Source organism: Arenicella sp. 4NH20-0111 (assembly GCF_040366405.1).
GTDB lineage: Bacteria > Pseudomonadota > Gammaproteobacteria > Arenicellales > Arenicellaceae > Arenicella.
This window is the reverse complement of sequence record NZ_BAABWF010000002.1, coordinates 182,935-208,445: the sequence shown is the minus strand read 5'-3', so window position 1 is coordinate 208,445 and position 25,511 is coordinate 182,935. Positions and strand designations below refer to the sequence as shown.

The 25,511-nt window shown below is 44.3% G+C and carries 20 protein-coding genes; all 20 read right to left on the bottom strand.

The genetic code is table 11. The annotated features are described in order from the left end of the window. Positions 1-6 precede the first annotated feature (6 nt). The 20 genes from ABWW54_RS04940 to bamA all read right to left on the bottom strand — a co-directional run bounded on the left by ABWW54_RS04940 (position 7) and on the right by bamA (position 25,362). The gene (locus ABWW54_RS04940) at positions 7-1,200 is read right to left on the bottom strand and encodes an FAD-dependent oxidoreductase (RefSeq protein WP_353410757.1); all 1,194 of its coding nucleotides are present in this window, start codon (positions 1,198-1,200) and stop codon (positions 7-9) included. Between the two features lie 6 nt (positions 1,201-1,206). Then, a complete protein-coding gene (locus tag ABWW54_RS04935; RefSeq protein WP_353410755.1) occupies positions 1,207-1,422 on the bottom strand; it encodes a TIGR02450 family Trp-rich protein in 216 nt (71 codons plus the stop codon). A 56-nt stretch (positions 1,423-1,478) separates the two neighbouring features. Continuing rightward, entirely contained in the window at positions 1,479-2,249 is a 771-nt protein-coding gene (locus tag ABWW54_RS04930; RefSeq protein WP_353410753.1) for an SDR family NAD(P)-dependent oxidoreductase, read from the bottom strand. Between the two features lie 137 nt (positions 2,250-2,386). Then, positions 2,387-3,529 (bottom strand): CaiB/BaiF CoA transferase family protein, encoded by a 1,143-nt coding sequence (locus tag ABWW54_RS04925; protein ID WP_353410751.1) that lies wholly within the window; start codon positions 3,527-3,529, stop codon positions 2,387-2,389. A 43-nt stretch (positions 3,530-3,572) separates the two neighbouring features. Then, complete coding sequence (locus ABWW54_RS04920; protein ID WP_353410749.1) at positions 3,573-4,787, bottom strand: NAD(P)/FAD-dependent oxidoreductase; 1,215 nt, start codon at positions 4,785-4,787, stop codon at positions 3,573-3,575. Positions 4,788-4,963: 176 nt separating this feature from the next. Beyond that, positions 4,964-5,521, bottom strand: coding sequence for a Tll0287-like domain-containing protein (locus ABWW54_RS04915; protein WP_353410746.1), 558 nt, complete (start codon positions 5,519-5,521; stop codon positions 4,964-4,966). Between the two features lie 41 nt (positions 5,522-5,562). After that, the gene (locus ABWW54_RS04910; RefSeq protein WP_353410744.1) at positions 5,563-6,882 is read right to left on the bottom strand and encodes an ammonia-forming cytochrome c nitrite reductase subunit c552; all 1,320 of its coding nucleotides are present in this window, start codon (positions 6,880-6,882) and stop codon (positions 5,563-5,565) included. A 110-nt stretch (positions 6,883-6,992) separates the two neighbouring features. Further along, the gene (locus tag ABWW54_RS04905) at positions 6,993-8,915 is read right to left on the bottom strand and encodes an FAD-dependent oxidoreductase (RefSeq protein WP_353410742.1); all 1,923 of its coding nucleotides are present in this window, start codon (positions 8,913-8,915) and stop codon (positions 6,993-6,995) included. A 203-nt stretch (positions 8,916-9,118) separates the two neighbouring features. After that, positions 9,119-9,661, bottom strand: coding sequence for a hemerythrin domain-containing protein (locus tag ABWW54_RS04900; RefSeq protein ID WP_353410740.1), 543 nt, complete (start codon positions 9,659-9,661; stop codon positions 9,119-9,121). A 343-nt stretch (positions 9,662-10,004) separates the two neighbouring features. After that, the gene (gene eno / locus ABWW54_RS04895; protein ID WP_353410738.1) at positions 10,005-11,288 is read right to left on the bottom strand and encodes a phosphopyruvate hydratase; all 1,284 of its coding nucleotides are present in this window, start codon (positions 11,286-11,288) and stop codon (positions 10,005-10,007) included. 49 nt (positions 11,289-11,337) lie between these two features. Beyond that, positions 11,338-12,174, bottom strand: coding sequence for a 3-deoxy-8-phosphooctulonate synthase (gene kdsA / locus ABWW54_RS04890; protein ID WP_353410736.1), 837 nt, complete (start codon positions 12,172-12,174; stop codon positions 11,338-11,340). Between the two features lie 20 nt (positions 12,175-12,194). Next, a complete protein-coding gene (pyrG, locus tag ABWW54_RS04885) occupies positions 12,195-13,820 on the bottom strand; it encodes a CTP synthase (protein WP_353410734.1) in 1,626 nt (541 codons plus the stop codon). Between the two features lie 293 nt (positions 13,821-14,113). Then, a complete protein-coding gene (gene tilS / locus ABWW54_RS04880; RefSeq protein WP_353410732.1) occupies positions 14,114-15,433 on the bottom strand; it encodes a tRNA lysidine(34) synthetase TilS in 1,320 nt (439 codons plus the stop codon). A 308-nt stretch (positions 15,434-15,741) separates the two neighbouring features. Further along, positions 15,742-19,200, bottom strand: coding sequence for a DNA polymerase III subunit alpha (gene dnaE / locus ABWW54_RS04875; protein WP_353410730.1), 3,459 nt, complete (start codon positions 19,198-19,200; stop codon positions 15,742-15,744). Positions 19,201-19,271: 71 nt separating this feature from the next. Continuing rightward, the gene (gene rnhB, locus ABWW54_RS04870; RefSeq protein WP_353410728.1) at positions 19,272-19,832 is read right to left on the bottom strand and encodes a ribonuclease HII; all 561 of its coding nucleotides are present in this window, start codon (positions 19,830-19,832) and stop codon (positions 19,272-19,274) included. 4 nt (positions 19,833-19,836) lie between these two features. Next, the gene (gene lpxB, locus ABWW54_RS04865; RefSeq protein ID WP_353410726.1) at positions 19,837-20,979 is read right to left on the bottom strand and encodes a lipid-A-disaccharide synthase; all 1,143 of its coding nucleotides are present in this window, start codon (positions 20,977-20,979) and stop codon (positions 19,837-19,839) included. Between the two features lie 35 nt (positions 20,980-21,014). Further along, positions 21,015-21,815, bottom strand: a complete 801-nt coding sequence (lpxA, locus tag ABWW54_RS04860; RefSeq protein ID WP_353410724.1) for an acyl-ACP--UDP-N-acetylglucosamine O-acyltransferase — start codon at positions 21,813-21,815, stop codon at positions 21,015-21,017. A 34-nt stretch (positions 21,816-21,849) separates the two neighbouring features. After that, on the bottom strand, positions 21,850-22,293 hold the full coding sequence (fabZ, locus tag ABWW54_RS04855) for a 3-hydroxyacyl-ACP dehydratase FabZ (RefSeq protein WP_353410722.1): 444 nt from the start codon (positions 22,291-22,293) through the stop codon (positions 21,850-21,852). 98 nt (positions 22,294-22,391) lie between these two features. Then, on the bottom strand, positions 22,392-22,898 hold the full coding sequence (locus tag ABWW54_RS04850; protein WP_353410720.1) for an OmpH/Skp family outer membrane protein: 507 nt from the start codon (positions 22,896-22,898) through the stop codon (positions 22,392-22,394). A 139-nt stretch (positions 22,899-23,037) separates the two neighbouring features. Next, positions 23,038-25,362, bottom strand: coding sequence for an outer membrane protein assembly factor BamA (gene bamA / locus ABWW54_RS04845; protein ID WP_353410718.1), 2,325 nt, complete (start codon positions 25,360-25,362; stop codon positions 23,038-23,040). Positions 25,363-25,511 lie beyond the last annotated feature (149 nt).

Sequence of the window (25,511 nt, the reverse complement as noted above, 5' to 3'; positions counted from 1 at the left end):
CAAGTACTAAGTAAGTACTATTTTATTTGCGTCATACTCTGGAAGGAAGTTTTCTTTCTTACCGCCAACTATCTTCAATGCGGCGAAAGCAGCCTGCAGCAGATAGCGGTTTTCAATATGATACAGCCTTCCTAATTTTTTTGAAGATTTTTGTACCATTGCGGTTCGGTTAATCCGGTTTTTTTGGTATAGCTCAAAAGCTTCTCCGATAAGATGTTTTTCACCCAAGCTACGTTGCAAAATTCTTGCGTCTTCAATTGCCATCGCCGCGCCTGAAGCCATGAATGGAAGAGTCGCGTGAGCGGCATCTCCTAACAGCGTTACTCTGTCAGTGCTCCAGCTATTTAATGGTGGATGATCATAAAGAGCCCATCGGTAGCATGGTTGCTCCCTTAAACTCGAAACCACCTCTGACACCATTGGATGCCAGTTTCTGAAGTCATCACGCAATTGCGACCAAGGAGCTAACTCCACCCATGATTCACTCCCCAAATTGGAACCCTCAACCACCCCCACCATGTTTAATATTTTTTGACTGCGCAAGTAGTACAAAACCATGTGTTTCTTAGGTCCAACAAAATTGGTTACCACTTTATCCATGAAGTTGGCAGGTAAATGTTCAACTGACACCGTGGCTCTCCACGCTACATTTCCAGTGAATTGAGGATCACCTTGTTTCGAAGCTATTACACCAAGCAGCTGCTTTCTTACCAGAGACCTTACACCATCGGCGCCAACAAGAGCATCGCACTCAATCTCACTACCATCTTCAAATATAGTTTGAACGACGTTTGATCTCTCGATGAATTTAACAAAACGAGTGCCCATCAATACTTTAATTTGCTCGGATGCAAGAACAGCATCAACCAGTACCTGTAATAAATCAGCCCTATGAATATGGTAGTAAGGTGCCCCGTACTTCTTTGCATAATCGGTTCCGAGTGGAATTGTGTAAAGAACATGACCGTTCATATACTGACGAAACTCAACGCGTTCGGGCTCTACGGCGGATTTTTTAATGCCGTCAAGTAACCCCAAATATTCAAACACTCGAACCGCATTAGCGCCGCATTGTAGCCCAGCACCCACGTCGGAAAATTGAGTCGCTGACTCAACGAGCGTCACTCGGTGACCCGACTTCGCTAAACACAGAGCGGCAGTCAAACCACCGATTCCAGCACCAATTATCGCTATATTCATGTCACTCTACTGCCAACCTACTAACCAATCTTCCCGACACTTTAAAGATCGCCAATCGATGTCAAAACTCCTTTTTGTCATCGCGGCTTGTATCGTACATAGCTCGACATTGCCCAGTTCATCAAACTCAACTTCAACATCAATGAAGTGCTTTTCTTTATTCACAGGCCTAACCGCTGTCCATTTGCTATTGAGTAATTTTTTAGGACTGAGTCGATTCATGACTTAAGCTAACGCTCTTACTGGAATCATCGATCGGAAAAATTCATCGTTCACGATTATCGCGCTTGCATTCGAATACCACCGTCCATTCGAACGGTCTCACCATTCATATAGTCGTTTTCGACTAGCATTTGGGCTACGTGAGCAATTTCGCTAGCTTGACCCAAACGTTGAGGAAACAACACTTGTCCCTCCAAAGATTTATACACCTCGTCAGGTAACGCATCGAATAAGGGAGTATGAATTAACCCTGGCGCAATCGTATTTACCCGAATCCCATTACGAGCAAGGTCTCGAGCTAAGGTTAACGTCATTCCGACAATCGCCCCTTTTGATGCGGAATAAGCCGCCTGACCAATTTGCCCTTCAAACGCCGCAACAGACGCCGTGTTAATGATGACACCTCGACTTCCGCTCTCACCAATCGGTTCATTTTTAGACATTTCATATGCCGCTACGCGGCACACATTAAACGTTCCGTTCAAGTTCACATCAATGACCTTCTTAAATAGATCATAGTCACCTGGGCCATCTTTTGAAATTGTCTTGGTCGCGGTTCCGATACCCGCAAAATTATTCACGACATGAATTGACCCGAAAAGTTCAATCACGTTAGATACTTCTCTCTCAACCGAATCGGCACTGGTCACATCAACGTCAAAATAGCGAGCTTTCGATCCCAGCTCCGCTACTAACTCAGAACCACGCTCTCTATTCATATCAAAGATTGCAACTCTAGCGCCGAGCGAAATGTAATGCCTCGCTGTTGCTTCTCCTAATCCTGACGCTCCACCGGTAATGACGGCTACTTTTTCATTGATATCCATTGTATTTTCTCGTTTGGATTATTAATTTTCATATTCTAATTTATTCACTGCCACTGTCACCTAATTGTTCAACAAATTAGTAAATCTTGTGTAGTAAAAAGGATATCTAAAGTAGGTGTTTCAAACCTTCTGCTAATCTACTCCGGCGGTACAGCCCCACTAATAATGAGCTCTTGTATCTCGCTATCAGTGAACCCTACGCTTTGAAGAATTACTTCCGTGTCCTGCCCTTCCTTTCGAGGGGCTTCAGGCTTACTTAGCTCGTTGTTCGAAAATTTGGGGGCTGGCGCAGGCTGCGTAATCCCATTTAACTTAATATAGGTCTCTCTGGCCTTATTGTGTGGATGCATTGGGGCCTCCGTATAATCGAGCACGGGAGCAAAACACACGTCAGTGCCCTCTAATATTTCACACCATTGATCTCTGGTTTTGGCCTTAAAAACCTGTTCGAGCTCAATACCCATTTCCCTCCATTTTCCGGGGTTATGTTGGTCCGAAAACAAAGAGCTATCGAGTTCAGCTCTTTCCAACAACAAGTCATAGAATTGAGGCTCAATAGACCCCACTGAAACGAACTTAGCATCCGAGGTTTCGTAGGTCCTATAAAAATGAGCTCCGCCATCCAACATATTAGCGCTGCGGTTGGGTTGCCAAGCCTTGATAGACGCAGACGTGTGAATCACACTCATTAAATTCGCAGAGCCGTCTGTTATCGCCGCGTCAATCACATCTCCTACTCCCGTCTCTTTAGCCGCATGCAACGCGGCTAGCATCCCCATGACTAAGAATAAACTTCCTCCGGCGTAATCTCCAACAAGGTTTAACGGCGGTGTCGGTTTTGCTGATTCGCCAGTGGCGGCTAAAACACCGGTCAACGATATATAGTTAATGTCGTGACCAGCCACCTGAGACAACGGCCCGTATTGCCCCCAGCCAGTCACCCGCCCGTAAACAAGTTTCGCGTTTCTTTGATGACAAACTTCGGGACCAAAGCCCAACTTTTCTGCCACGCCAGGCCTAAAGCCTTCAAGCAACATATCCGCTGATTCAATCAATTTCAGTAACGTTTCGACCCCTTTTTCATTCTTTAGGTTAAGCGCTATCGACGATTTTCCACGGCAATTAATATCGACACTTGCTGGGAAGCTAATCCCATTTGGACTCCTGGCGCGTTCAACGACAATGACTTCCGCCCCCATGTCAGCCAATAACATTCCTGCGTATGGACCGGGTCCTATACCTTTTAGCTCTATGACTTTAACTCCGTTCAAGGGCCCCATAAATTACCTCAGCTGAAAATAGTTATTGATGTTAAAAGTGGCCTTACAAAAGACTTTTTAAAGAAATATTAAGATCCTCAAGCTGCTCTGGCTTTGGGCAAGCTTGCTCACTAACCAATTTTTTTGACAACATGAAATCCGCAGGAGAATTGATCGCATCCATGGCTATCAACTGAGTGTCTTTTAGATAAAATACAGAAAACTTTGAGTCCGCCACGCTGCCTCTAATCACAGACTGGTCATAGCCGGTAAATAGGCCCACTGTTTGCAGTTTTACTTGATATTGATCCGACCAAAACCAGGGCACTTGGTTGTAAGCCACTTTCTTTCCACAAATAGATGAAGCCGCCACCTTAGCTTGCTCAACGGCATTTGGAACTGACTCTAAACGAATATGTCGACCGTAGAGAACACTTGGATGATTGCTGCAATCTCCGACAGCATAAATATTTGGGTCGGAAGTTTGACCATACTCGTTGACCAATATTCCATTATCACACGCCAAGCCCGCCGCTTCAGCCAATTCAATATTAGGCAGAACACCGATACCCACAACAGCGCAATCGAACTTGATCCGCTCACCATCGTTCATGATCGCGTACAGGTTGTCACCTTCCTTTTGAAATTCCTTTAAAACGCTATTCAACCGTATTTTGACGTCATTCTCTGCATGGAGGGATTGATAAAAGTCAGATACCACAGGACTGGTAACTCTAGCCAAAACCCTATCCATGGCCTCTAGAACTGTGACTTTAATCCCTTTTCTCACAGCAGAAGCGGCGACTTCCAAGCCGATATAGCCTGCGCCAACCACCAACATATGCGCCGCTTCAGAGGTGAATGATTTTATTTTATCGACGTCGGCCAAGTTCCTTAAATAGCAAACTTGAGGAAAGTCAGCACCATCAATGGGCAGCGTTCTTGCCCTCGTTCCAGTCGCCAAAATAAGGTGTGAGTAGTCCAACTTCTCGTCTGTTGCCAACTGAATCTGCTTTCGTTGCTTGTCAATTTTGCTAACACGAGTTCCGAGTTTAAGGTTAACTCGCGCGTTTTCGTATACCTTAGCACCTTTTATCAAGAGCTTTTCAGCTGACGTATCTCCTTTAAAATACCCCTTTGACAATGGTGGGCGTTGATATGGGAGCAGTGGTTCATCACCTATCAAGGTAATACCTCCCTCCCATCCCTGTTTTCTCAAAGAAGTTACCGCTTCGGCTGCCGCGTGGCTGGCACCGATAATTACGACATTGTCGCTCATGTATAAAACCCGTCATTCTTCATTAATTCGAGCTTGCCACGATATCAGAAACGTAGCAATGATCTGAATCTATCGCAGACTGACATATTTTATTACCATGATCGGCGAGCGAGGGAAAGTGACGCAGACAAATGCACCTGCGTCACCTTTGAAAGTAAATCCGCAGCCGGTTACGTCTAGTCCAATTTAATCCTGAGAACGACACCGCCCATAACATCTCCTATTTTGAAATCGGTGCGCGGACTGTCTTGGTGGTCGTTATGGCAGGTCACACAAGCCTCCGACACAGCAATATCCTGGTAGACAGCGGTGAAATACTTGTTGCCGCCCAAGGTTTCCTCAGAATAAAAGCGCTTACTTGGATTCGCTACAATGAACTCCATACCTTCTTTTTCTACATCCGTCACAGCTTCATTTTGCTTGTTTATTGGCCAAGTCGACATCAATGCGTATGTGATACCTAAGTTTTTCTCAGCCACGCCCTCGGCCCCCATTCGCAACATTTGAGCCGGCAAAGGTAATGACTGTTCATCTTCCCAATGCTCATCTGCGGTAATTACTTCTTCTTCATTCTGCAGCCGATTTACTACCTTTTTTGTGTAAACCGCTCGGTCAGACTCGATAACTGCGAAAATAGCATCGGCCATTCTCTGCGGAGATATTTCGGCCGCTACGGGTAGGGCCGCAGTTGCCAATACTGACAGTGTGATCAAACTAGCTTTTGTCTTTATCATATCCTTACTCTTTCTAGGTTAATTGATGGGGTTAATTAAAATTATTTACTTCGACTAGACCTCTCTTTTTTTAGCCTTTGTTTCTCCAGCATTCGCGTTCGAACCATGTCGAAGCTCGGGTGTTGGTCTACGAAACCTCCGGTGAAATTTTTCGCGATTAAGGACTTATCCGCTAAGGCTGACGTTGAATACTCTAATCCATGGCAATTCATGCAAACCGATCTCAGCATCTTGCTATTTGGCTTTAGATTCAGTGTTTGATTATGCTCCGCGTAGACAAGCTTACCTTTCTTGGTTCTAGGCATATGACAAGTAGCGCAGCTTACGCCTTCCCCAGACTGAATAACGCCACTGTTTTCATCTTCAAACAATGCTGCGTGCTTGGATCCTACATAGTTTTGGCTGTGCTCATCTTCATGGCAGCCCTGACAAGCCTGGACCGCCGCATACTTCAAATCTGGTTGATGAGGGTCATGGCAAGATGAACAAGTAAGTTCTCTATGAGCCGCCTCTGGCTTCATTTTAAGCCTTGATTGCTGCACCGTCATCGGATCAAGCCCAACTGCCAGTCGCATTCCGTGCAATCCTTGTTTGAAACCGTCACTCTGACGACTGTGACAGTCAGAACATACCTCTGTGCTTAGATCGATCCCTAACCTTTCCGAATCGCCTGAGGTATGGCACGTTGAACAGTTCACATTCGACTTGGCGTGAACTGAATCCGCCCACATAACTGGATGATCGGCTGTAAACCCAGCAATACTATCACCGTCATGTTGGTCGACACCAAGTATGACAGCATCCGAATTCTTTGATTTCCAGAGCTCAAAACCGTTATTCTTTAAACGCTTTCTCTTACTCAAAATCGAAGGCTTATCTATGTTTTTTTGTAAAAATCTCTCATACAACGCCCGATTATCGTGATAGCTATGGCAGCCAGAACTGCCACAACCATCGAACTCAAAACCTTCATGACTGGGACGTTCGTTTGCTATATCTTGATGGCAATAAAAGCAAAAATCCTGAGGCAGAGTTACGCCGTGTTCGCTGGTTATCTCAGGAGAATGTTCGACGTGACACGTAACGCATTTCGTGGCATCTAAGTTGGCCAATAGATCCGCGTTACGCGGGTCTGTGAATTTTTTCTTCGGATGTTTATCCCTGGCTTTCTCTAATGGCTCTCCGTGACACGTCATGCATGCATTCTGCATCGGCTCTCCTGCCGTGAATGATTTTGCGTGACACGCTTTGCATTCAAGCTCAATTTGATGATGCCCGTGCGTTGTTTGACCAGGGAGGAAAAGTTGTTTGTCACCTTTAATTAAATTGTAAGTGAGCAGTGAGCTCAAAATTATCGTCACGAATATCCCGTATTGGAGAAAACCAAAACCCGTCTCTTTTATCATATTTATTTTAGAGAGTTATACCTATTGCATTTAGACTGATCTGACGCCAACCCGGAGTCCAACAGCTATGTGAAGTAGTACGATGATAAGATATGAAAGATAAGCAATGCTGGAAGGAGCCAAAGCAAACCATAATGAACTCTTGACCACCAAGCGCGATATTGAGTTAACTTCATATCGGTCCAATGATGATTGCGCGACATAAAAACGCCAACCATTGATCCAGTAAGTGTTGCTAGTAAAAACACCACCATCAGTGCAAAACTCAAGTTTTCGCCCAGCCGGAAGCCGGTATGAACAATCAACGAAACCAAGGCAACCAATCCCATAATCGTGTGTACAAAACGCCAGTTATCCAAATTACCAACCGCAATTTTTTTCCATCTTTTGCGAAACGACAACGCGCCACTTAGAAAGATAAGAGCCAGTAATATGTAACCAGTTGTCTGCTTGTAAAGACTTCCATACCAAATTTTTTCAAATTGAAATGAGAATTGCACTGACCGATCGAAGGGTAACTTGGGCGCAAAGAAGGTAAGCAAAATTACGGCAATCGAAAACAGAGATGCCCAAAAAATCGCCTTGTGATGCCTCATGATTAGGTTTGCTACCGGCTCGTTTAGCATTGTCTTGAGTAACGGTTGGCAAGACCCACAGGTGATGCCCGCCTCCAGCTCAACGCCTAACGCAGCGACTGAGCGATGCCCCTTTTCCATGCAACGAGAAATTTCACCTCGAGTAACCCCTTTACACAGACAAACTATGTAGTCTTCAGGTTGTTCAAGTAGCGACATTTCATCTTCGCTCCACAGGTTGCCGCTTTTCAGAAAACGACCACGAGTATTAAAAGGCAGACGACTGGCATTGGAAATTGCTCCGGCAACCCTTCCAGACTCAGACCACTCGCCAATCAGAACCGCACCGACTATACGGCGGTTTTTTACATACAATTTTCGATAGATATTTTTTAAAGTATTTCTGTAAACAATCTCTTCTGCGGACTCGTCGTTCACATTTCCTAAAACGTGGCTTGAAAAATTTCTGAACTTAAACTGAAGCTCACCCTGTTTACCCGTGTATGCAACAGGTTGCGCTAAGATATGTCCTACACACGAGTTCGCCTGCTCATAGCCAGGGTTAATTAAGCCATGCGTAACACCTCGATGTTCCGCGCACTCTCCTATGGCATAAACACCGCTACAATTCGTACGCATGAAGTCATCGACCAGAATGCCATTCCCAACCTCCAATCCAGAATTTTCAGCGAGTTCTTTAAATGGCGATACCCCCGTACACATAACAACGGAATCGATCGAAAGCTGTTCTCCATTATTGAGAACAACACCAGTGACCTTTCCGTCACCTTGAATCTTTTCGACCAGAGCAGACTCTACGATGGTGACCCCGTTAGATCGAATGTAGTCTGCCAGTACGCCCCTCGCACTTTCATCCAATTCAGGGGCGAAGAGATTCTTTCTGACCTGAAGGTAAACCGTATTTGAGCGCGTTTTCATCGCTAGGGCGGTCTCTATCCCGAGTGGGCCCGACCCAACAATGTACACATCTTGATCTAAGCCTCTGCGCGCAAGTAGCTCCTCAGCATCGTCCATAGAGCGAAAGAAATAGACCCCAGACTTGTCATCCCCTGCGATAGACGGCGCCTTAACGTGGGATCCGGTAGCCAAAATCAACTTGTCGTACACGTGCTCCTTGCCATATTGATCTACGACTTTTTTTTCTACTGTGTCCAGGGTCGTGATGCGACAGTTATCAAACTCAATCAGACGAGCTGAGCGTTTAGGTAAACTGTTGTCTAGCGCAGCCTTATCCAGATCACCAGCCAAAAAGTAAGACAGCTGGGCTCTGTTGTACGGCTTGGACGGCTCACCGTTAAATATCTTAACGGACACAGAGTCCGATCTCTCTAGCAGCTCAGTCGCCGCTTTAACGCCGGTGGGACCAGCGCCTATTATTACTATATTATTCACAATCCTCTGTACTCTGGTCAGGTTAGGGTTAAGTACCAACTCCAGCAAAAACAAGTAGGGTTGCTAAAGTAGGTGCTTCTTAAAGCAGACGGATTCAGGTGCCACTACCGTCGAAATCCGAATTTCGACGGTATTTTATGGGTACTACTAATCGACGGTTATTTACATTTTCTATGTCTTTTACAAGGATGCAATGATCGTCTTTAACTCGGTGCGTACAAAGAATACAGATCTCTTTCCTCTAGCTGTACTCGACGCACCAACGCTTGCCCAATCCCTTGGTAATCCTTTTTGAAAGACTCATGCGCCACCTTAGTGTACTCGGGCTTGTCATACTTTTTGCAAAACCCAATTACCGCGTTTGCAATGTCATTCATATCCTTTCTGAACTCTCTAACAACGCTTAATGAGTGAGAGTCTTTTTTCATTGCCTGTTCTAAATAGGCATAAAACTTTACATTTTCCTTCAATAAATGGCTTTGGAATAGAGACTTAAACTCACTTAAATGTCTAGAGACCACATCAAAATCAGATTTTTCATAGCCTTCGCTCCATATCTTGCCAAAGATCTCGACAAGCATTTCGTGATCCTTTTCCAAGTTTTGAATTAGGCCAGAATCAAACGCGATTCCTTTACTTCTTGCGCTAGCCTGCTTTAACTGACCGCGACTTTTAACGGTCTGGCGCACAACAGGTTTTTGTTTTTCTGGCCTACCCTTAAAGAATTTCCCTACAAAGTCAAACATACGATTCTACCCATATTTAGTTGAATTATTTTTATTGAGTCACGTAAACAAGGGGTCACTTATTTACTTACAATGGTTTCGACACAATGTCCCCCACTCATCATCTAAAGGCAAACCTTTTGATTATCAGCAACTTAAGCCTAATACAGAAAATCCTTATTCGCAAGCCTTCTTAACTTGGGTCAATAATGCCAATTTGCGTCACACCCAAATCACTGGATTAACTTAATACTAAATTTGAGTTGAAATCCCATTAATACAGCTGCTTTAGGGCGAAACCCAATTTTGAGCGCACATAAAAAAGCCCAGCATTTGCTGGGCTTCTTATCGATAAGAATTATTCTTAATCGAATGATTTTTTACCAGGATAGATCGCTCGATCTCCTAACTCCTGCTCAATTCTCAACAACTGATTATATTTTGCAACCCGATCAGAACGACATAACGAGCCTGTTTTTATCTGGCCAGCTGCAGTCGCCACTGCTAAATCCGCAATTGTGGTATCTTCCGTCTCTCCAGAGCGATGAGAAATGGTTGCTTTATATCCAGCGTCATGCGCCATTTGAATGGCGTCCATGGTTTCACTAAGAGATCCGATTTGATTAAACTTAATAAGGATTGAGTTCGCAACCCCTTTATCAATACCTTCTTTGAGTATTCGAGTATTGGTTACAAAAAGATCATCGCCAGTAAGTTGAATATCAGACCCAACCTTTTTAGTCAGATCAGCCCACCCATCCCAATCATCTTCGGCCATACCATCTTCTATTGTGATTATCGGATATTTTCTAACCCAAGCCTCAAGATACTCCGCAAACTCTTTTGAGTCTAAAGAAGCACCTTCAGCGCTCAACTTATACTTTCCATCAGAATAGAATTCAGTACTTGCGACGTCCAAACCGATCATAATGTCTTCGCCTGCGGTGTAACCAGCATCCTCAATCGCCTTGATAATAATTCCAACAGCAGCTTCATTACTTTCCAAATTAGGAGCAAAACCACCTTCGTCGCCAACAGCGGTGCTTAACCCCATATCATGCAGCACTTTTTTCAGAGAATGAAACACTTCAGTGCCAGCCCTCAATGCTTCACCAAAGGACGGCAAACCCGTAGGCAAAATCATAAACTCTTGGAAATCTATGGAGTTATCTGCATGCTCACCACCATTAATGATGTTCATTTGAGGCACCGGCATAGAGTAAGAGTCATTCCCAAAAAGCTCTGCATAGTGCGCGTATAATGGAACCCCTTTACTGACCGCTGCGGCCTTAGACACAGCTAAAGATACAGCTAAAATAGAGTTGGCGCCCAATTTAGATTTATTAGGCGTACCATCTAAATCAATCATCAGTTGATCGATTGATCGTTGATCTAATGCATCTTTGCCTAATAATTCATCGGCAATAACTGTATTAGCGTTTTCAACGGCTTTAAGCACACCCTTACCAAGATAACGACCTGAATCTCCATCTCTGAGCTCAAGAGCTTCAAGAGAACCAGTGGATGCCCCGGACGGCGCTGCTGCGCGTCCGAAAGAGCCATCAGCTAATACAACATCAGCTTCGACGGTAGGGTTACCACGTGAATCTAAAATTTCACGCGCAAGAATGGATTGAATAGTGGACATACATCTGCCTCAATAGGAATTTAAAATTGTGATCTGATTTAAAAGACAACTAATACCCGCTGTCTTCGAAACCACCAGCTTTCGTGGATTGGTCAAGCTGTTGTAAAACGGTCAGTAATGCTTTTAATTTTTGCGTTGGCCATGCATTTGGACCATCGCTTTTGGCATTTTCGGGGTCTGGATGAGTTTCCATAAATAAGCCTGAAACACCGGCAGCCACTGCGGCTCGTGCTAGGACGGGGACAAATTCTCTCTGCCCTCCCGATCTATCACCCTTGCCTCCAGGCAATTGAACTGAATGCGTTGCATCAAATACAACTGGACACCCAGTTTCACGCATTTGAGCAAGCCCGCGCATATCAACTACGAGGTTATTGTATCCGAAGGAAGCGCCTCTTTCGCACACCGTTACGCGTCCTTTACCACCGGCAGCTTCCGCTTTTTTGGTGACATTCACCATTTCAGGCGGAGACAAAAATTGCCCTTTCTTTATGTTCACTGGAATCCCGCAAGCTCCCACAGCCTCAATCAAATCAGTTTGACGGCACAAAAATGCAGGGGTTTGAATCATATCCACATAGTTTGCCGCCAATGTTACTTGCTCTGGTGTATGAACGTCTGTCAACACTGGCATCCCGGTTGTTTCCCGAACTTCCTGCAAGATTTCTAAACCTTCTTGGATTCCTGGTCCACGAAATGACGTACCCGATGTTCTATTCGCCTTATCAAAAGAAGACTTATACAACGTGTTTATGCCCAACTCCCCAGTTATATCTCGAATCATTTTCGCAGTCTCCAACGCGAATTCTCGAGATTCTATGACACATGGGCCAGCAATCAAAAAGAAAGGTTTATTCAGTCCAACTTCAAATCCAGCAATTTTCATATCTGTGCCTTTGTGATTACTCAGCTCGCTTCTTTTATTTCACGAGCAGTTTGAATGTAAGAGGTAAATAAGGGGTGTCCGTCTCGTGGGCTCGATGTGAATTCTGGATGAAATTGAACACCAACAAACCAAGGATGGTCGGCAATTTCAATAATTTCAACTAAATCATCATCGGACTTACCTGCAATCACCAACCCAGCCTCGACCAACTGTGGACGTAAAAGATTATTAAACTCATAACGATGACGATGACGCTCAACAATGCTTTCTTCAGCGTATATAGCTCTTGATTTACTGCCTTCAGCAAGGTGGCATTTTTGTCCACCAAGTCTCATCGTGCCGCCCAAATCTGAATTTTCATCACGCTGCTGCAAATTACCATCTTCATCAGTCCACTCGGTAATTAATCCTATGACCTGAAATGGAGACTCTTTATCAAATTCTGAGCTATTTGCATTGTCCATTCCAGCTACGTTACGAGCAAAATCAATCACAGCCACTTGCATCCCCAGGCAGATACCTAAGTAAGGCGTCTTTGATTCTCGTGCGTACTTTGCAGCCAATATTTTTCCTTCGGTTCCACGATCCCCAAAACCTCCAGCAACTAGAATGGCATCGTTCCCGGCTAATAGTTCGACACCCTCACTTTCGAGGTCTTCGGCATCTACATAGTTAATGTTCACCTTGGTCAGTGTATGAATGCCAGCGTGGATAAGAGATTCTGATAGCGACTTATAAGATTCAGTCAGATCCACATATTTACCAACCAACGCAATACTAACCTCGGCAGTTGGATTAGCTTTTCTATGAACAACGTCTTCCCATTCACTCAAATCCGCCGGAGGGCAATCGATCCGGAGGTGCTTCACCACCAATTCATCAACTTGCTGATCACGATACAATAACGGTATTTGGTAAATATTGGCTACATCGTCGCCTGAAATAACCGCCTCAGGTGCAACGTTTGTGAAAAGTGCGATTTTCTTTCTCGCATTTTCGGGCAGCGGATCTTTTACTCTGCACAACAAAATATCAGGCTGAATTCCTATGCTTCTCAGCTCTTTTACAGAATGCTGAGTGGGCTTGGTTTTAATCTCACCGGCCACGTCGATGTACGGCACCAACGTGAGATGAATAAACATTACATTCTCAAACCCTTTCTCGATTCGCATTTGTCGAATCGCCTCCATGAATGGCAGCGATTCAATGTCACCTACTGTTCCGCCAATTTCAACCAAAGCAACATCCACGTCGCCAGCACCATCTTCAATGGCACTCTTCATTTCATTTGTAATGTGAGGGATGACTTGAACAGTTCCGCCTAAGTACTCGCCACGACGTTCTTTCCTAAGAACTCGCTCGTAAATTCGACCGGTCGTAAAATTGTTTTTCTGAGAAAGTGTGGAGCGAATAAATCTTTCATAGTGCCCAAGATCTAAATCGGTCTCGGCACCGTCTTCGGTTACAAAGACTTCGCCATGTTGAAATGGGCTCATGGTTCCAGGATCCACATTAATATATGGATCAAGCTTCATCAAAGTAACTTTTAAACCCCGAGATTCTAATAAAGTCGCGAGTGAAGCTGCTGCGATGCCCTTCCCTAAAGAAGAAACAACACCACCGGTAATAAATACGTATTTAGTCATCGAAAGACGCCTTCTAGGCACAAATTCTGTAAGCGCACAGGAAATTAGCAAAGCTGTTTAAACTATTAAACTGACGTTGCTTTTAAACCCTGGGCATAAAATAAACTGGAAAAAGAAATATTAGAGCGACAGACAAACGAGCGTTTTAGATATTTTGCGCTGTGCCCCAGAAGGTTCTACATGATACTAGACGGATGAACTTCGAACAATCGATTTATCAACTGATATCTAAAAATCGCAACTCTATATTGTCATTCATAAATCCATTATTAAATCGACCTAATAGAAAGTACCTACGATGCAATCTCTAAATCAACCCAGTCGTTGTGCAACTGTTGATCGACAGCGCCTAACAATATATTTTCTCGTTTACTTTGAAGTGTGAGAAGGGGCAATGACTGCCGCCGCCAAGGTGGGATGGCCATCTCTTGCATCCACTTCTTTAAGTTTAGCGTGTGTCCATGCAATGCTTTGGGATTATCTAAATGGGCTCGCTCGACCAGCCTAACTTGAGCACCTCGTTTCGACGACGCGAGTTCTCTGAGTTTTAACGTCGAGTCCAGACGCCATCTTGATTGGAAGATATCTATTGGCTGCAAAATATTAGCCCAATCCAACACACCAACGCCTTGTGCGGTTACCTCAGCGGGCATAACGTACATAAAGCCGCGATAGAATCTGAATTGTTTACCGCCTTCTTGAAGTACGGCTGTACTACTAGGCGGGTGTGCGATGGCATTTAGTAAACTCGCCACAAAACGTCTACTCGGTGTATGTAATCGTAGGCTTTGTAGCCAAAAACGAATTAAATTGGTCTGTCGAGCAGGAGATAAATGAGCCATATCCTCGACACATAATGCATGCGACTTATCTACCGGGTGGTTAGGCTGTTCCCGAACCTCTACCAAATCGCTTATTGCAATTTCACGCAAAAGTCCATTTTCCTCTTCAAGATTTGCGGCAGCTCTTGCTATGTTTTGAACCGCATCAACGCGCAGCTCTTGCATACTCGGAATCACGTTGTGCCGGATGGCATTTCTCGAATACTCAGTTGACGCATTGCTTGGATCTTCCACCCAAGACAATTTCATTTCATTCGCGTAGGCGGATATTGATGTATGGCTAGCATTTAACAAAGGACGCGCAAGAGTGGCACCTAAAAACGGTCTTTTTGCCCTTAGACTTGACAAGCCAGTACTGCCAGCGCCACGCATTAAATTAAACAACAGGGTTTCTGCCCTATCTTGGCGATGATGAGCGGTCAGTAAAACATCTCCGTACTTAACTTGCTTAGAGAACCAATGGTATCGAGCTTTTCTAGCCATCAACTCACTGGAATTCTGTAGCTTTACCGCAATTGACTTAAACTCAATGCCCAGATCCAAACAAACGCGTTTACAGTGCGCTTCCCACTTTATGGAATCGGGCTGCAAGTTATGATTTACATGCAATGCAGTCAAAGAAAAAGAATGGTCCTTTTGCAACTCCCGCATTAGATGCAGAAGCACAGTGGAATCTACTCCGCCACTATAAGCAACGTAGTAGTGAGCATTCTGACTTAGATTAAGCCCCCCGAAAAGCTCCCCTGAAAGCCAATTTGCTGAGAGTTTCATTTATTTACCGCGAAACTGTTAATAGAAGCCATGTAGACGACTAAGGTTGAACAATGCTTTTTTAGCAGCCTGTTTTATTATTGAGAAAGCACCTTATCAGCCCAATACGACTAAAGTATTTCACCAATAGTTTTTATTATAATACCAAAGAACAACTATACAAAATGTTTACCAAAAACCCATATTTGAAAAACAACTGTCCAATAAAGTATAGCATCAGACAAGATTTTATTTAAAGAGCAATAACTTAGAAAGTTTTTATAATGTTCTTTATAACAACATTGATGCAGATAACTAATTTAAAGCACTTAGTATATCAACCGAATGCTGGGTAGCCCGATGATTTCTTCAAGTTGCTCTAACATTACTTTGTTAGGCACAATTCGCCAATCATTGGCCACCTCTAGCTGACAAACTCCGCTTGGAGACCGATATTCAAAACCCACCCCACACTGGCCATCGTCGGATGGTTCTAAAATTTTTCTTAAATTCTGTACCACCTGATTGTCAATTTGGTCGTGCCGAAGCTGGATCTTCATATGTCGAGCCAATTGGCTTCGAGCCTGTTCAATATCAAACAATTCATCTGCAGACAGTCGGATACCGCCCGAAAAATGGTCGTAACTGGCCTTCCCTTTAACCACTAACACCTTATCTTTATGGATAACATCTTTACGTTGATCGTACAAATCACCGAAGACTCCAACCTCCACCCTCGCCGTTTTATCGTCCAATTGAAGAAAGGCCATTTTTGAACCCGACTTAGTGTTCATTGTTCGCACGCCCATCACAAGTCCAGCCAGGGTGACTGACTTTTTCCCTCTGCCCCGTTCAACATCTATATCCACTAGGCGATTTGATGTGAATTGATTCAGCTCATCGATATACACGTCAATCGGATGACCACTGAGGTATAAACCCAATGTGTCTTTTTCTTTCTGAAGAAGCTCTTCTTTTTTCCATTCAGCGACATTTTGGTATATCTGAACGGCCTCCTCAGGAGCGGACACCCCAAAAATATCATTTTGACCCGCTGCCGCACTTTTTGCTTTTTGATTCGCCGCCTTTAAAGCAAGATCTATACTTTCAATTAAACTCGCTCGATGGACACCCAGTTCGTCCAATGCGCCAGCCCTAATCAGAGCTTCAAGCGCACGTCTATTTACTCGCTTGACGTCAACCCTAGCGCAAAGATCATAGAGATCACGAAATTCGCCACCACGTTCCCGCGCTTCGATAATATTTTCTATAACAGGACGGCCAATGCCTTTAATTGCGCCGAGTCCATACACAATACTACTGTTGTCTGTCGCTCTGAATTGATATTGGCAAAGATTTATATCAGGGTGCTGAACCTTTAAACCCATTTCACTTGCTTCATTAAGAAGAATAACCACTTTGTCGGTATTCTCCATATCAGCGGACATACAAGCCGCCATAAACTGCGAAGGGTAATGCGCCTTTAACCAGGCGGTTTGATAGGCAACTAAAGCGTAAGCTGCGGAGTGGCTCTTATTAAAACCGTACGCCGCAAAGTATTCCATTAAATCGAAGACTTCTTTGGCCACGTCGGCCGGCACATTATTTTCCGACGCGCCTTGTTCAAAAATAGCCCTTTGCTTTGCCATTTCCTCGGGTTTTTTCTTACCCATGGCTCGCCGTAAAATGTCGGCACCACCCAATGAATAGCCCGCCATAACCTGAGCAATATTCATTACCTGTTCCTGATACAGAATAATGCCGTAGGTGTTATCCAAAATAGGCTCCAGCATCTCATGTGCGTAGGTCGTAGATTGACGGCCATGCTTCCGATCACAGTAGAGCTTTTCCATTCCAGCGCCTAAGGGGCCAGGACGATAAAGAGCAACTAACGCTACAATGTCCTCGAATTCACTGGGCTTAAGATTTTTAATCAGCTCTTTCATACCCGATGATTCGAGCTGAAAGATCGCCGTGGTTTGCCCTTCAGTTAGTGTTTGGTAGGTTTTTTTATCGTCCAGAGGCAACTTAGTTATATCGATTAATGGCTCATCATTGACGGCTCTAGCCTGATTAACGGCTTTCACGGCCCAATCGATAATTGTCAGTGTTTTGAGACCCAAAAAGTCAAACTTAACCAGACCAACGGTCTCGAGGTCATCCTTGTCGTATTGAGACACTATTTGTTCGCTACCATGCTCACAATACAACGGCGTAAAGTCAGTTAAATCCGTTGGCGCAATAACCACACCGCCAGCGTGCTTACCTACGTTTCGAGCTAAGCCCTCCAGCTGGAGCCCCATGTCGATGAGAGCAGTGACCTCCTCCTCATTATCGTATCGATCCTTAAGCTCAGGCTCTTGATCTAACGCCTTGGTTAACGTTATCCCTAAATCGAATGGGATAAGCTTGGCTATACTGTCTACATGACCGTAGGACATACCCAGCACACGCCCAACATCACGAATAACCCCTTTGGCCGCCATGGTTCCGTACGTAATAATCTGAGAAACTTTATCGCGCCCATATTTCTGAGCAACATAATCAATCACTCGCTCGCGCCCTTCAATGCAAAAATCGACGTCAAAGTCCGGCATTGAGACCCGTTCTGGGTTCAAGAAACGCTCAAAAAGTAGCACGTGTTCAATCGGATCGAGGTCTGTAATCTTTAAGGCATAAGCCACGATTGAACCTGCACCAGACCCTCGCCCTGGACCAACTGGAACATCATTTTCTTTAGCCCATTGAATAAAATCTGCTACAATCAGAAAATAGCCTGGGAACCCCATTTCATTAATAATTCCAAGCTCAAACTCCATCCGATCCACGTATTCTTTACGAACCTCCGGAGTTTCGCCATCGGGATAACGGCGTTGCAGACATATCTCCAAGCCATCAAAGGACTCATTGCGCAAATGCGACTCAATGGTTTCGCCCTCTGGAACTGGGAAATCTGGTAAGAAGTATTCGCCCATTCGCATCACAAAATTGCATCGTTGTGCGATTAGCAGAGTATTGTCGATAGCGCTAGGGATATCGGCAAACAACTCAATCATTTCCTCTGCACTTTTATAATACTGCTCAGGCGTATGATGCTTTACACGTCTAGGGTCGTTTAGTACGCGCCCTTCATTGATACAGACTCTGACTTCATGAGAATCAAAATCCGTCTTCTGCATGAAGTGTGCATCATTAGTAGCAACTAAAGGGACACCAGTTCGCTCAGCCATGACAGCAGCTCCCCCAATGTATTCTCCTTCGAGAGGCCGACCCACGCGCTGAATTTCTAAGTAAAAACGTCCCGGAAAAAGCGTGTTATATTCTTCGATTAACTGAGTTGCGTGATTCTCTCTGCCGGCCAGTATCGCGGCACCTATCTCTCCCTTAATGCCGCCGGACAGGCAGATCAAGCCTTCTGTTTTACCTTCTAACCAACTTCGCTCAACGATTGGCTTTCCGTGAGCCTGACCTTCGCGGAATCCGCGAGATAGAAGTTGCGACAAATGGACGTAACCCACTTCATTTTGCACCAATAAAACCAGAATATAAGGCTGCGTCACCTTGTCCGGATTTTCCAAATAAATTTCAGCTCCAATAATTGGCTTAATTCCTTGAGCGGAACATTTATTAAAAAACTTTACCGCTCCATAAAGATTCCCCATATCCGTTAATGCACACGCAGGCATTTGATTTTGAAGGGTATTCTCAACAAGAGACGGGATTTTAATCATTCCGTTTACGAGTGAATACTCAGAATGAAGGTGTAAGTGTACGAATGATCTTGGCATCCGCAAATTATAGACCGAAGTGCTAGCGGGAGTTATCCATTCTCACACATTTTTAGTAATTAAGATGTATTTTAAAAATCAAGAACGGCTTGCACAGGAGCGAAACTTCTTCGGTGAATTGGAGTCGCACCATATTCTACCAGAGCGTCTCGATGTTGCTTTGTAGGGTAGCCACTGTTCCTTTCAAATCCATAGTATGGGTACTGTTCTGCATAGCGCTTCATCATGGCATCCCTTGCTACTTTGGCAATAATCGAGGCTGCGGAAATCGCAGGTTCGAGGCCATCTCCACCAACCACGGCTTTTGCCTCTATACCAAAATCTGGAGCACGATTGCCATCAACTAACACTAAGGACGGTTGCACACTTAATTCAGAAACCGCACGTTGCATTGCTAACATCGTAGCATGCAAGATGTTTAACTGATCAATCTCAATCACACTTGCCTCACCGAAAGCCCAGGCGATGGCCTGTTCTCTAATCTGCGTAGCAAGAAGCTCTCTTCTTTTCTTTGTGAGCTTTTTGGAATCGGTGAGTCCGGGCAAATCGAACTCAGTCGGCAAAATTACAGCGGCTGTCACAACGGGACCAGCCAAAGGCCCACGACCAACTTCATCTACACCGGCTATCATCGCTCTAACTCTTTCTCGCTAACAAAAGCGCCTCAATTGCATCACAGGCAAGCTCACCTGAGTCTTCGCTCAAGTCAGTCACGATCGATGCTAGACTCTTCCTTTGTTTCTCATAAGCTTCAGGCAAATCCAATAACTGCCTTAACTCGTAAATCACTCTCTCGGGAGTGGCCTCTTTCTGAATCAATTCTGGGACCACAGGCGGTTTAACCAAATGATTAGGCATAGAAAAGTGTTCCACAACCATGGTTCTCGATGCATACCACTCTTCAAATTTCGCAACCTTGTACATCACCACCATTGGCTTTGCGAAAAGAGCGGCCTCAAGCGCCGCGGTTCCAGACGCAAGAATAGTGGCATAACATACGGCTAAAAGATCTCTAGAATGGCCTTCAATCAACCTAACAGGAGCTTGATACTCATTGATGACCTCTCGAAGATACTTAGCCAATTTTTCATTCGCGGCCGGAACTACGAACTCGAGATCGGGATAAGTCTGCTTTAACTTAACAGCCGCTTCAAACATAACAGGGGCCAGTCTAGAAACTTCGGACATTCGACTGCCTGGTAAGAGTGCTATTATTTTTTTCGATTCACTGCGTTCGACATTCAGCGCACTGAGAAACTCACTAGAAACCTCCCAATCGATTACCTGTTTTGCAAGCGGGTGCCCAACGTACCTAACGGGGGTATTGTTCTTTTGATAAAACTCTTCTTCAAATGGAAAAAGCGTCAGCATGAGATCAATAGCACGTTTTATTTTAAAAATGCGCTTACTTCTCCAAGCCCAGACCGTTGGGCTAACGTAATGCACCACCGGTATTCCATGCTCCTTAAGTTTAATCTCTAGGCCAAGATTAAAGTCAGGAACATCAATTCCAACAAAGACATCTGGCTTCCATTCCATCATGTGTTGGCGAATTTTTCTTCGAATACTAAGAATCTCGCGTAATCCTTTTAGTGCTCCAGCGATGCCCATGATGCTGATTTTTTCCATATCAGCTAAACTTACGACACCCGCACTCTGCATTAAGTCTCCGCCCAGCCCAACAAACTCAGCGTTAGGGTGGCGCTTCTTGATTGCCTCGACCAATTCGGCGCCCAAAAAGTCACCAGATTTTTCACCAGCGACAATGCCAACTTTCATGATCGGGATCTCAAGTAATATTGATAACTAAAATACTAACGGATGACTCCACGCTTGGAAGCCTTTATGAAATCAACTAAGCGACGTACTTCGGGACAGTTCACCCCTTCGCCTTCTTGACAAGCGGCTGATTCAAGCACATCCATTGCACCAGCGATGGTGTGGCCAGATCGATAAATAATTTTATACGCCCTTTTGAGTTCTAATAAAGCTTCTTTATCATCAAACCCTCTGCTGCGCATCCCTCTGACGTTCACACCGTGAGTAATCGCTTTATCGCCAGCGACCAACATAAAGGGGGGTATATCCATAGTACAATACGTATTAACACCGCAAAAACTATACTCACCTATGCGCACGAACTGATGAATCAACGTGTAGCCAGCCAAAACCACGTCATCACCGCATCGAACATGCCCAGCCAAACTGGCGTTGTTGGAAAAAAGAAGATTTGAGCCTAACCTACAATCGTGCGCTATATGGACGTAAGCCATGAACAGGTTGTTGTCACCAATACTGGTAATCCCCTCATCCACCAGCGTGCCGCGATTGACGGTAATGTTTTCACGAAATACATTATTGTCACCTATCACAGTAAGCGTTGGTTCGCCTTTATAGGAGACCGATTGTGGATCTCCTCCGATTGCAGCGTATGAATATATTTTATTATTCTTGCCAATCGTGGTGTGCCCATCGATAAATACGTGAGGAGCAATAACAGTGCCATCGCCGATTTTTACGTCCTTACCAATGACAGAATATGGACCAATCTCTACGTCCAAACCAATTTCTGCGCCCGGCCCTACTATCGCAGTAGGATGAATATTAACTGTCATTGGATCTATGAACCTCTGAAATTTGGTAAAAGCACTAAATATCTTTAAATGTAAACATCAGATCAGCAGATGCCGCGACCTGCCCTTCGACCTTGGCAACCCCTCTGCATTTGTACATATTTTTAATCTTTCTTACCAACTCAACTTCAAAAATCAACTGATCTCCGGGCTCAACAGGCCTTTTAAATCGAGCTCGATCAATGCCGGTGAAATAATAAATACGATTTTCGATGTCGATGTCTTCACGGCCATGGCTAGCCATTAACGCCGCTGACTGCGCTAGAGCCTCAACAATGAGGACACCTGGCATAACCGGTCGATTTGGAAAATGCCCGTTGAAAAACGGTTCATTGTAAGTGACGTTTTTCAACGCCACCATTCTCTCCTCTGGTACCGCTTCTAGGACGCGATCGACCAATAGAAAAGGATAACGATGAGGGAGTAAATTTTTAATCTGATGGATATCGTAAAGTGCCACTGCGGATTTCCTATTTGTTAAAGCATTAAATTAGGTATAAAAAACCGCAATAGTTTACAACAGTCTTTGAACCCGTGGTGACACTTCTGGCAAAATTCTTACTTAGAAGACATGCTTTGCAAGATTTTTTGTGTGATATCTACCTTTGGACTGGCCAAGAATACGCCGGTATGAAGAATCAAATCGTAGTTTTCATCTTTAGCAATTTTTGCTACATGCTCCGCAATTTGCGTTTGGATCTTACTCAAAGTTTGATTGTTTCTGGCCTGTCGCAAACGATCGTAATCCCCTTTCTTAAGCTCCAGCTGTTGACGCTTACTTTGATACTCCAACTGTTTAGCTTGAACCTGTTCAGCGGTGTAAACAGTTCCAGAATTTTTTTGAAGATCTTCTTGAAGCTTACGCAACTCATTAGCCAGATCATTCATTTCTTTCTCTTTTGGCTCAAATTCAGCCTGCAGCTTTTGTTGCTCCTTCTGCAAAGAAGGCAGGCTTTGCAGTACTTCACGGTTATCGAAATAACCAATCTTAAGTTGAGCCGAAGCCGTGTTTGCCACTGCGCCACTGACGATCATAACTAGTAGCAATAAACTCTTTTTAAACATCTTAAATACCTAACTTTCTATAATTATTTGGGTTTTAGTTTTAATACTTTTGCCAGCATGCAAACTAGCAGAACGAAAAATTAAATCACAGAGAAAATATCAAACAATGGAATATTTTCTGAGGTCAATTAACACGCAACTATTGAATCAAAGTGCCCACGCTGAACTGGAACTTTTCGACCTCGTCGTCCTCTTCTTCATTCAAAGGAATAGCGTAGCTGATTGACAGCGGTCCAACCGGAGAAATCCAGTTGAACCCTACACCAGCGGAAAATCTAATTTTATCCGTTTCAATGTCTTCACCATTTTCAAAGACCTGCCCTCCGTCAACAAAGAACTGCAATCGTTTATCCAGTGCTCCATCACCAACTGGCAGCAATAGGGACGCATTAAACAGCACTCGTTTTGCCCCACCGAACGGTTGAGGAAATGCGCTTGTATCCCTAGGGCCTAGTGATCTTGCCTCAAAACCACGGACAGAACGTGAACCACCTGCAAAATAGTTTTTGAAGAAAGGCAGACCCTCAGTATCACCGTAACCATCACCATAACCTACGTCCAAGCCCAACTTGAATGCGGCTCTTTTGGTTATTGGGTAATAGTAATCGGAGTCGATGTTAATTCTGTAATACTCCAAGTCACTGCCGGGTGCAGTTAATTCAGTGGATAAACGAAAACTCTTTCCTGACGTTGGGTACAAGATACTGTCTCTTGTGTCATGCGCAAACGCCGCGGTTAGCGTTATTAAATCGTTTTCCGGATTCTTTTCAATAAATTCGACCACTTGGGGCACTGAGAAAGCTGTTGCAGTAAGGTCGATACGCTCTATTCCAGCCCCCAATGAAAAGGAATTATTTTCATTAATCGGGAAAAGATAACTCATATTTAAAGCCAAAGTATCCGTTAAAAATGCAGATGTGTTTGCCCTAGCAGCATCGATACTTCGGCCGCTCAAGCCAATTGTTCGGCTGATACCACTTTTGGTGTAATACGGGTTCGTGTACTGCAAAGAGACCGATTCAATAATATCCGAACGCTGGACTCCAAAGTTAAGTTGATTACCAGTTCCAAATAAATTGGCCTGCGACACACTGGCTTGAATCAATGCACCGTCATCTCCTGAAAAGCCTAGACCGAACAAAAAGCTGCCCGTTGGACGCTCTTTCACCACAATCTCAAGGTCAACTTGATCCTCGCGGCCCGCAACATCCACCGTTTCTATTTCAACTTCGTCAAAAAAACTCAATCGTTGTAACCGTATTTTAGAGCGATCAACTCGGCTCGGCGAGTAAGCCGCCCCCTCAGTCTGACGCAACTCTCGACGAATCACCTCATCATTGGTCAATGTGTTGCCTACCACATTAATACGCCTAACGTAGATCCGTCGACCCGGCTTAATGTTTATCGAAAACGCCACCGTGTTATTGTCACGATCCACATCTGGTACCGGCACCACTTCAGCATACGAGTAACCTTCTTCGGCCAAACGACTTTGAATTACTTCGACAGTGTCATCAACATCTTTGCGGGAGTAAGTTCTACCAGGCGCAATATAAACGAACGGTAACAACTCTTCTTCTGGCACAATTAAACGCCCATTCAGCACAAATTGAGACACCGTATAACGCTCGCCTTCCTTAACATTGATGGTTAAGAAAATCCCATCCTTTTGGGGTGAAATGCTGACTTGATTGGACAGAATTTGAAAATCTAGAAAGCCTTGATCCTGATAAAAGCTTCTCAGAGTTTCAAGGTCTCCAGAGACCTTTTCACGTGAATATTGATTTTCCGAGCCCCAGAACTTCCAGACAGGCTTGCTGTCCGCAGATTCAAACTCCTTCATCAGCATTTTATCGCTGAAAAAGTCATTGCCGACAATATTTATCTTCTTAATTTTGGCCGTTGGCCCTTCTTTCACGTGAAGCTTAACCTTTACTCGGTTTCGAGGTAAGTCAGTCACTTCAGTGCCGACTTGGGCATTATATTTTCCTTGATTGAGATATTGGCGCTTTAGCTCTTGTTTAACTTGATCTAGAACACTGGGTTGAAACACACGCCCTTCAATAAAGTCATTGCCAGATAAGGCTTCTCGCAAAGACTCTTCTTTTATCAATTTATTACCCGCGAACTCAATTTGTGCAATTGATGGGTATTCCACCACAGTCAAAACGATGTCGTCAGTTTCAACCGAAAGCTGGATGTCTTTGAAAAAACCTGTTTTATAGAGATCCCTAATTAACTCAGAGGACTGGCTGGTGGAAAAGGAGTCCCCAACGCGAACAGGCAAGAGGTTAAATACCGCACCTGCAGATATTCGCTGCAAACCCTTAATTCGTATATCTTTAACTACGAACGAAGACTGTGAAGGCGCTGACTGAGCGACGGCTTCACTTGGCATAATCAACCCGACCGAGGCCAGTATTGCCGTAATCATGGTTAATGCAACGATCTGTTTTTTGAGCATTATTTAATTCCTCATAGATGACTTGAGTCTTTGCCACCAGTTTGGTGAACGTGCCCTGTGTCTCTAGTTTATTCGTTTTAATTATCTTTAGCAGCAGCAACACTCAATAAGTTATGAAAACCTTCAAAAAACATGAGTAATTACCACCT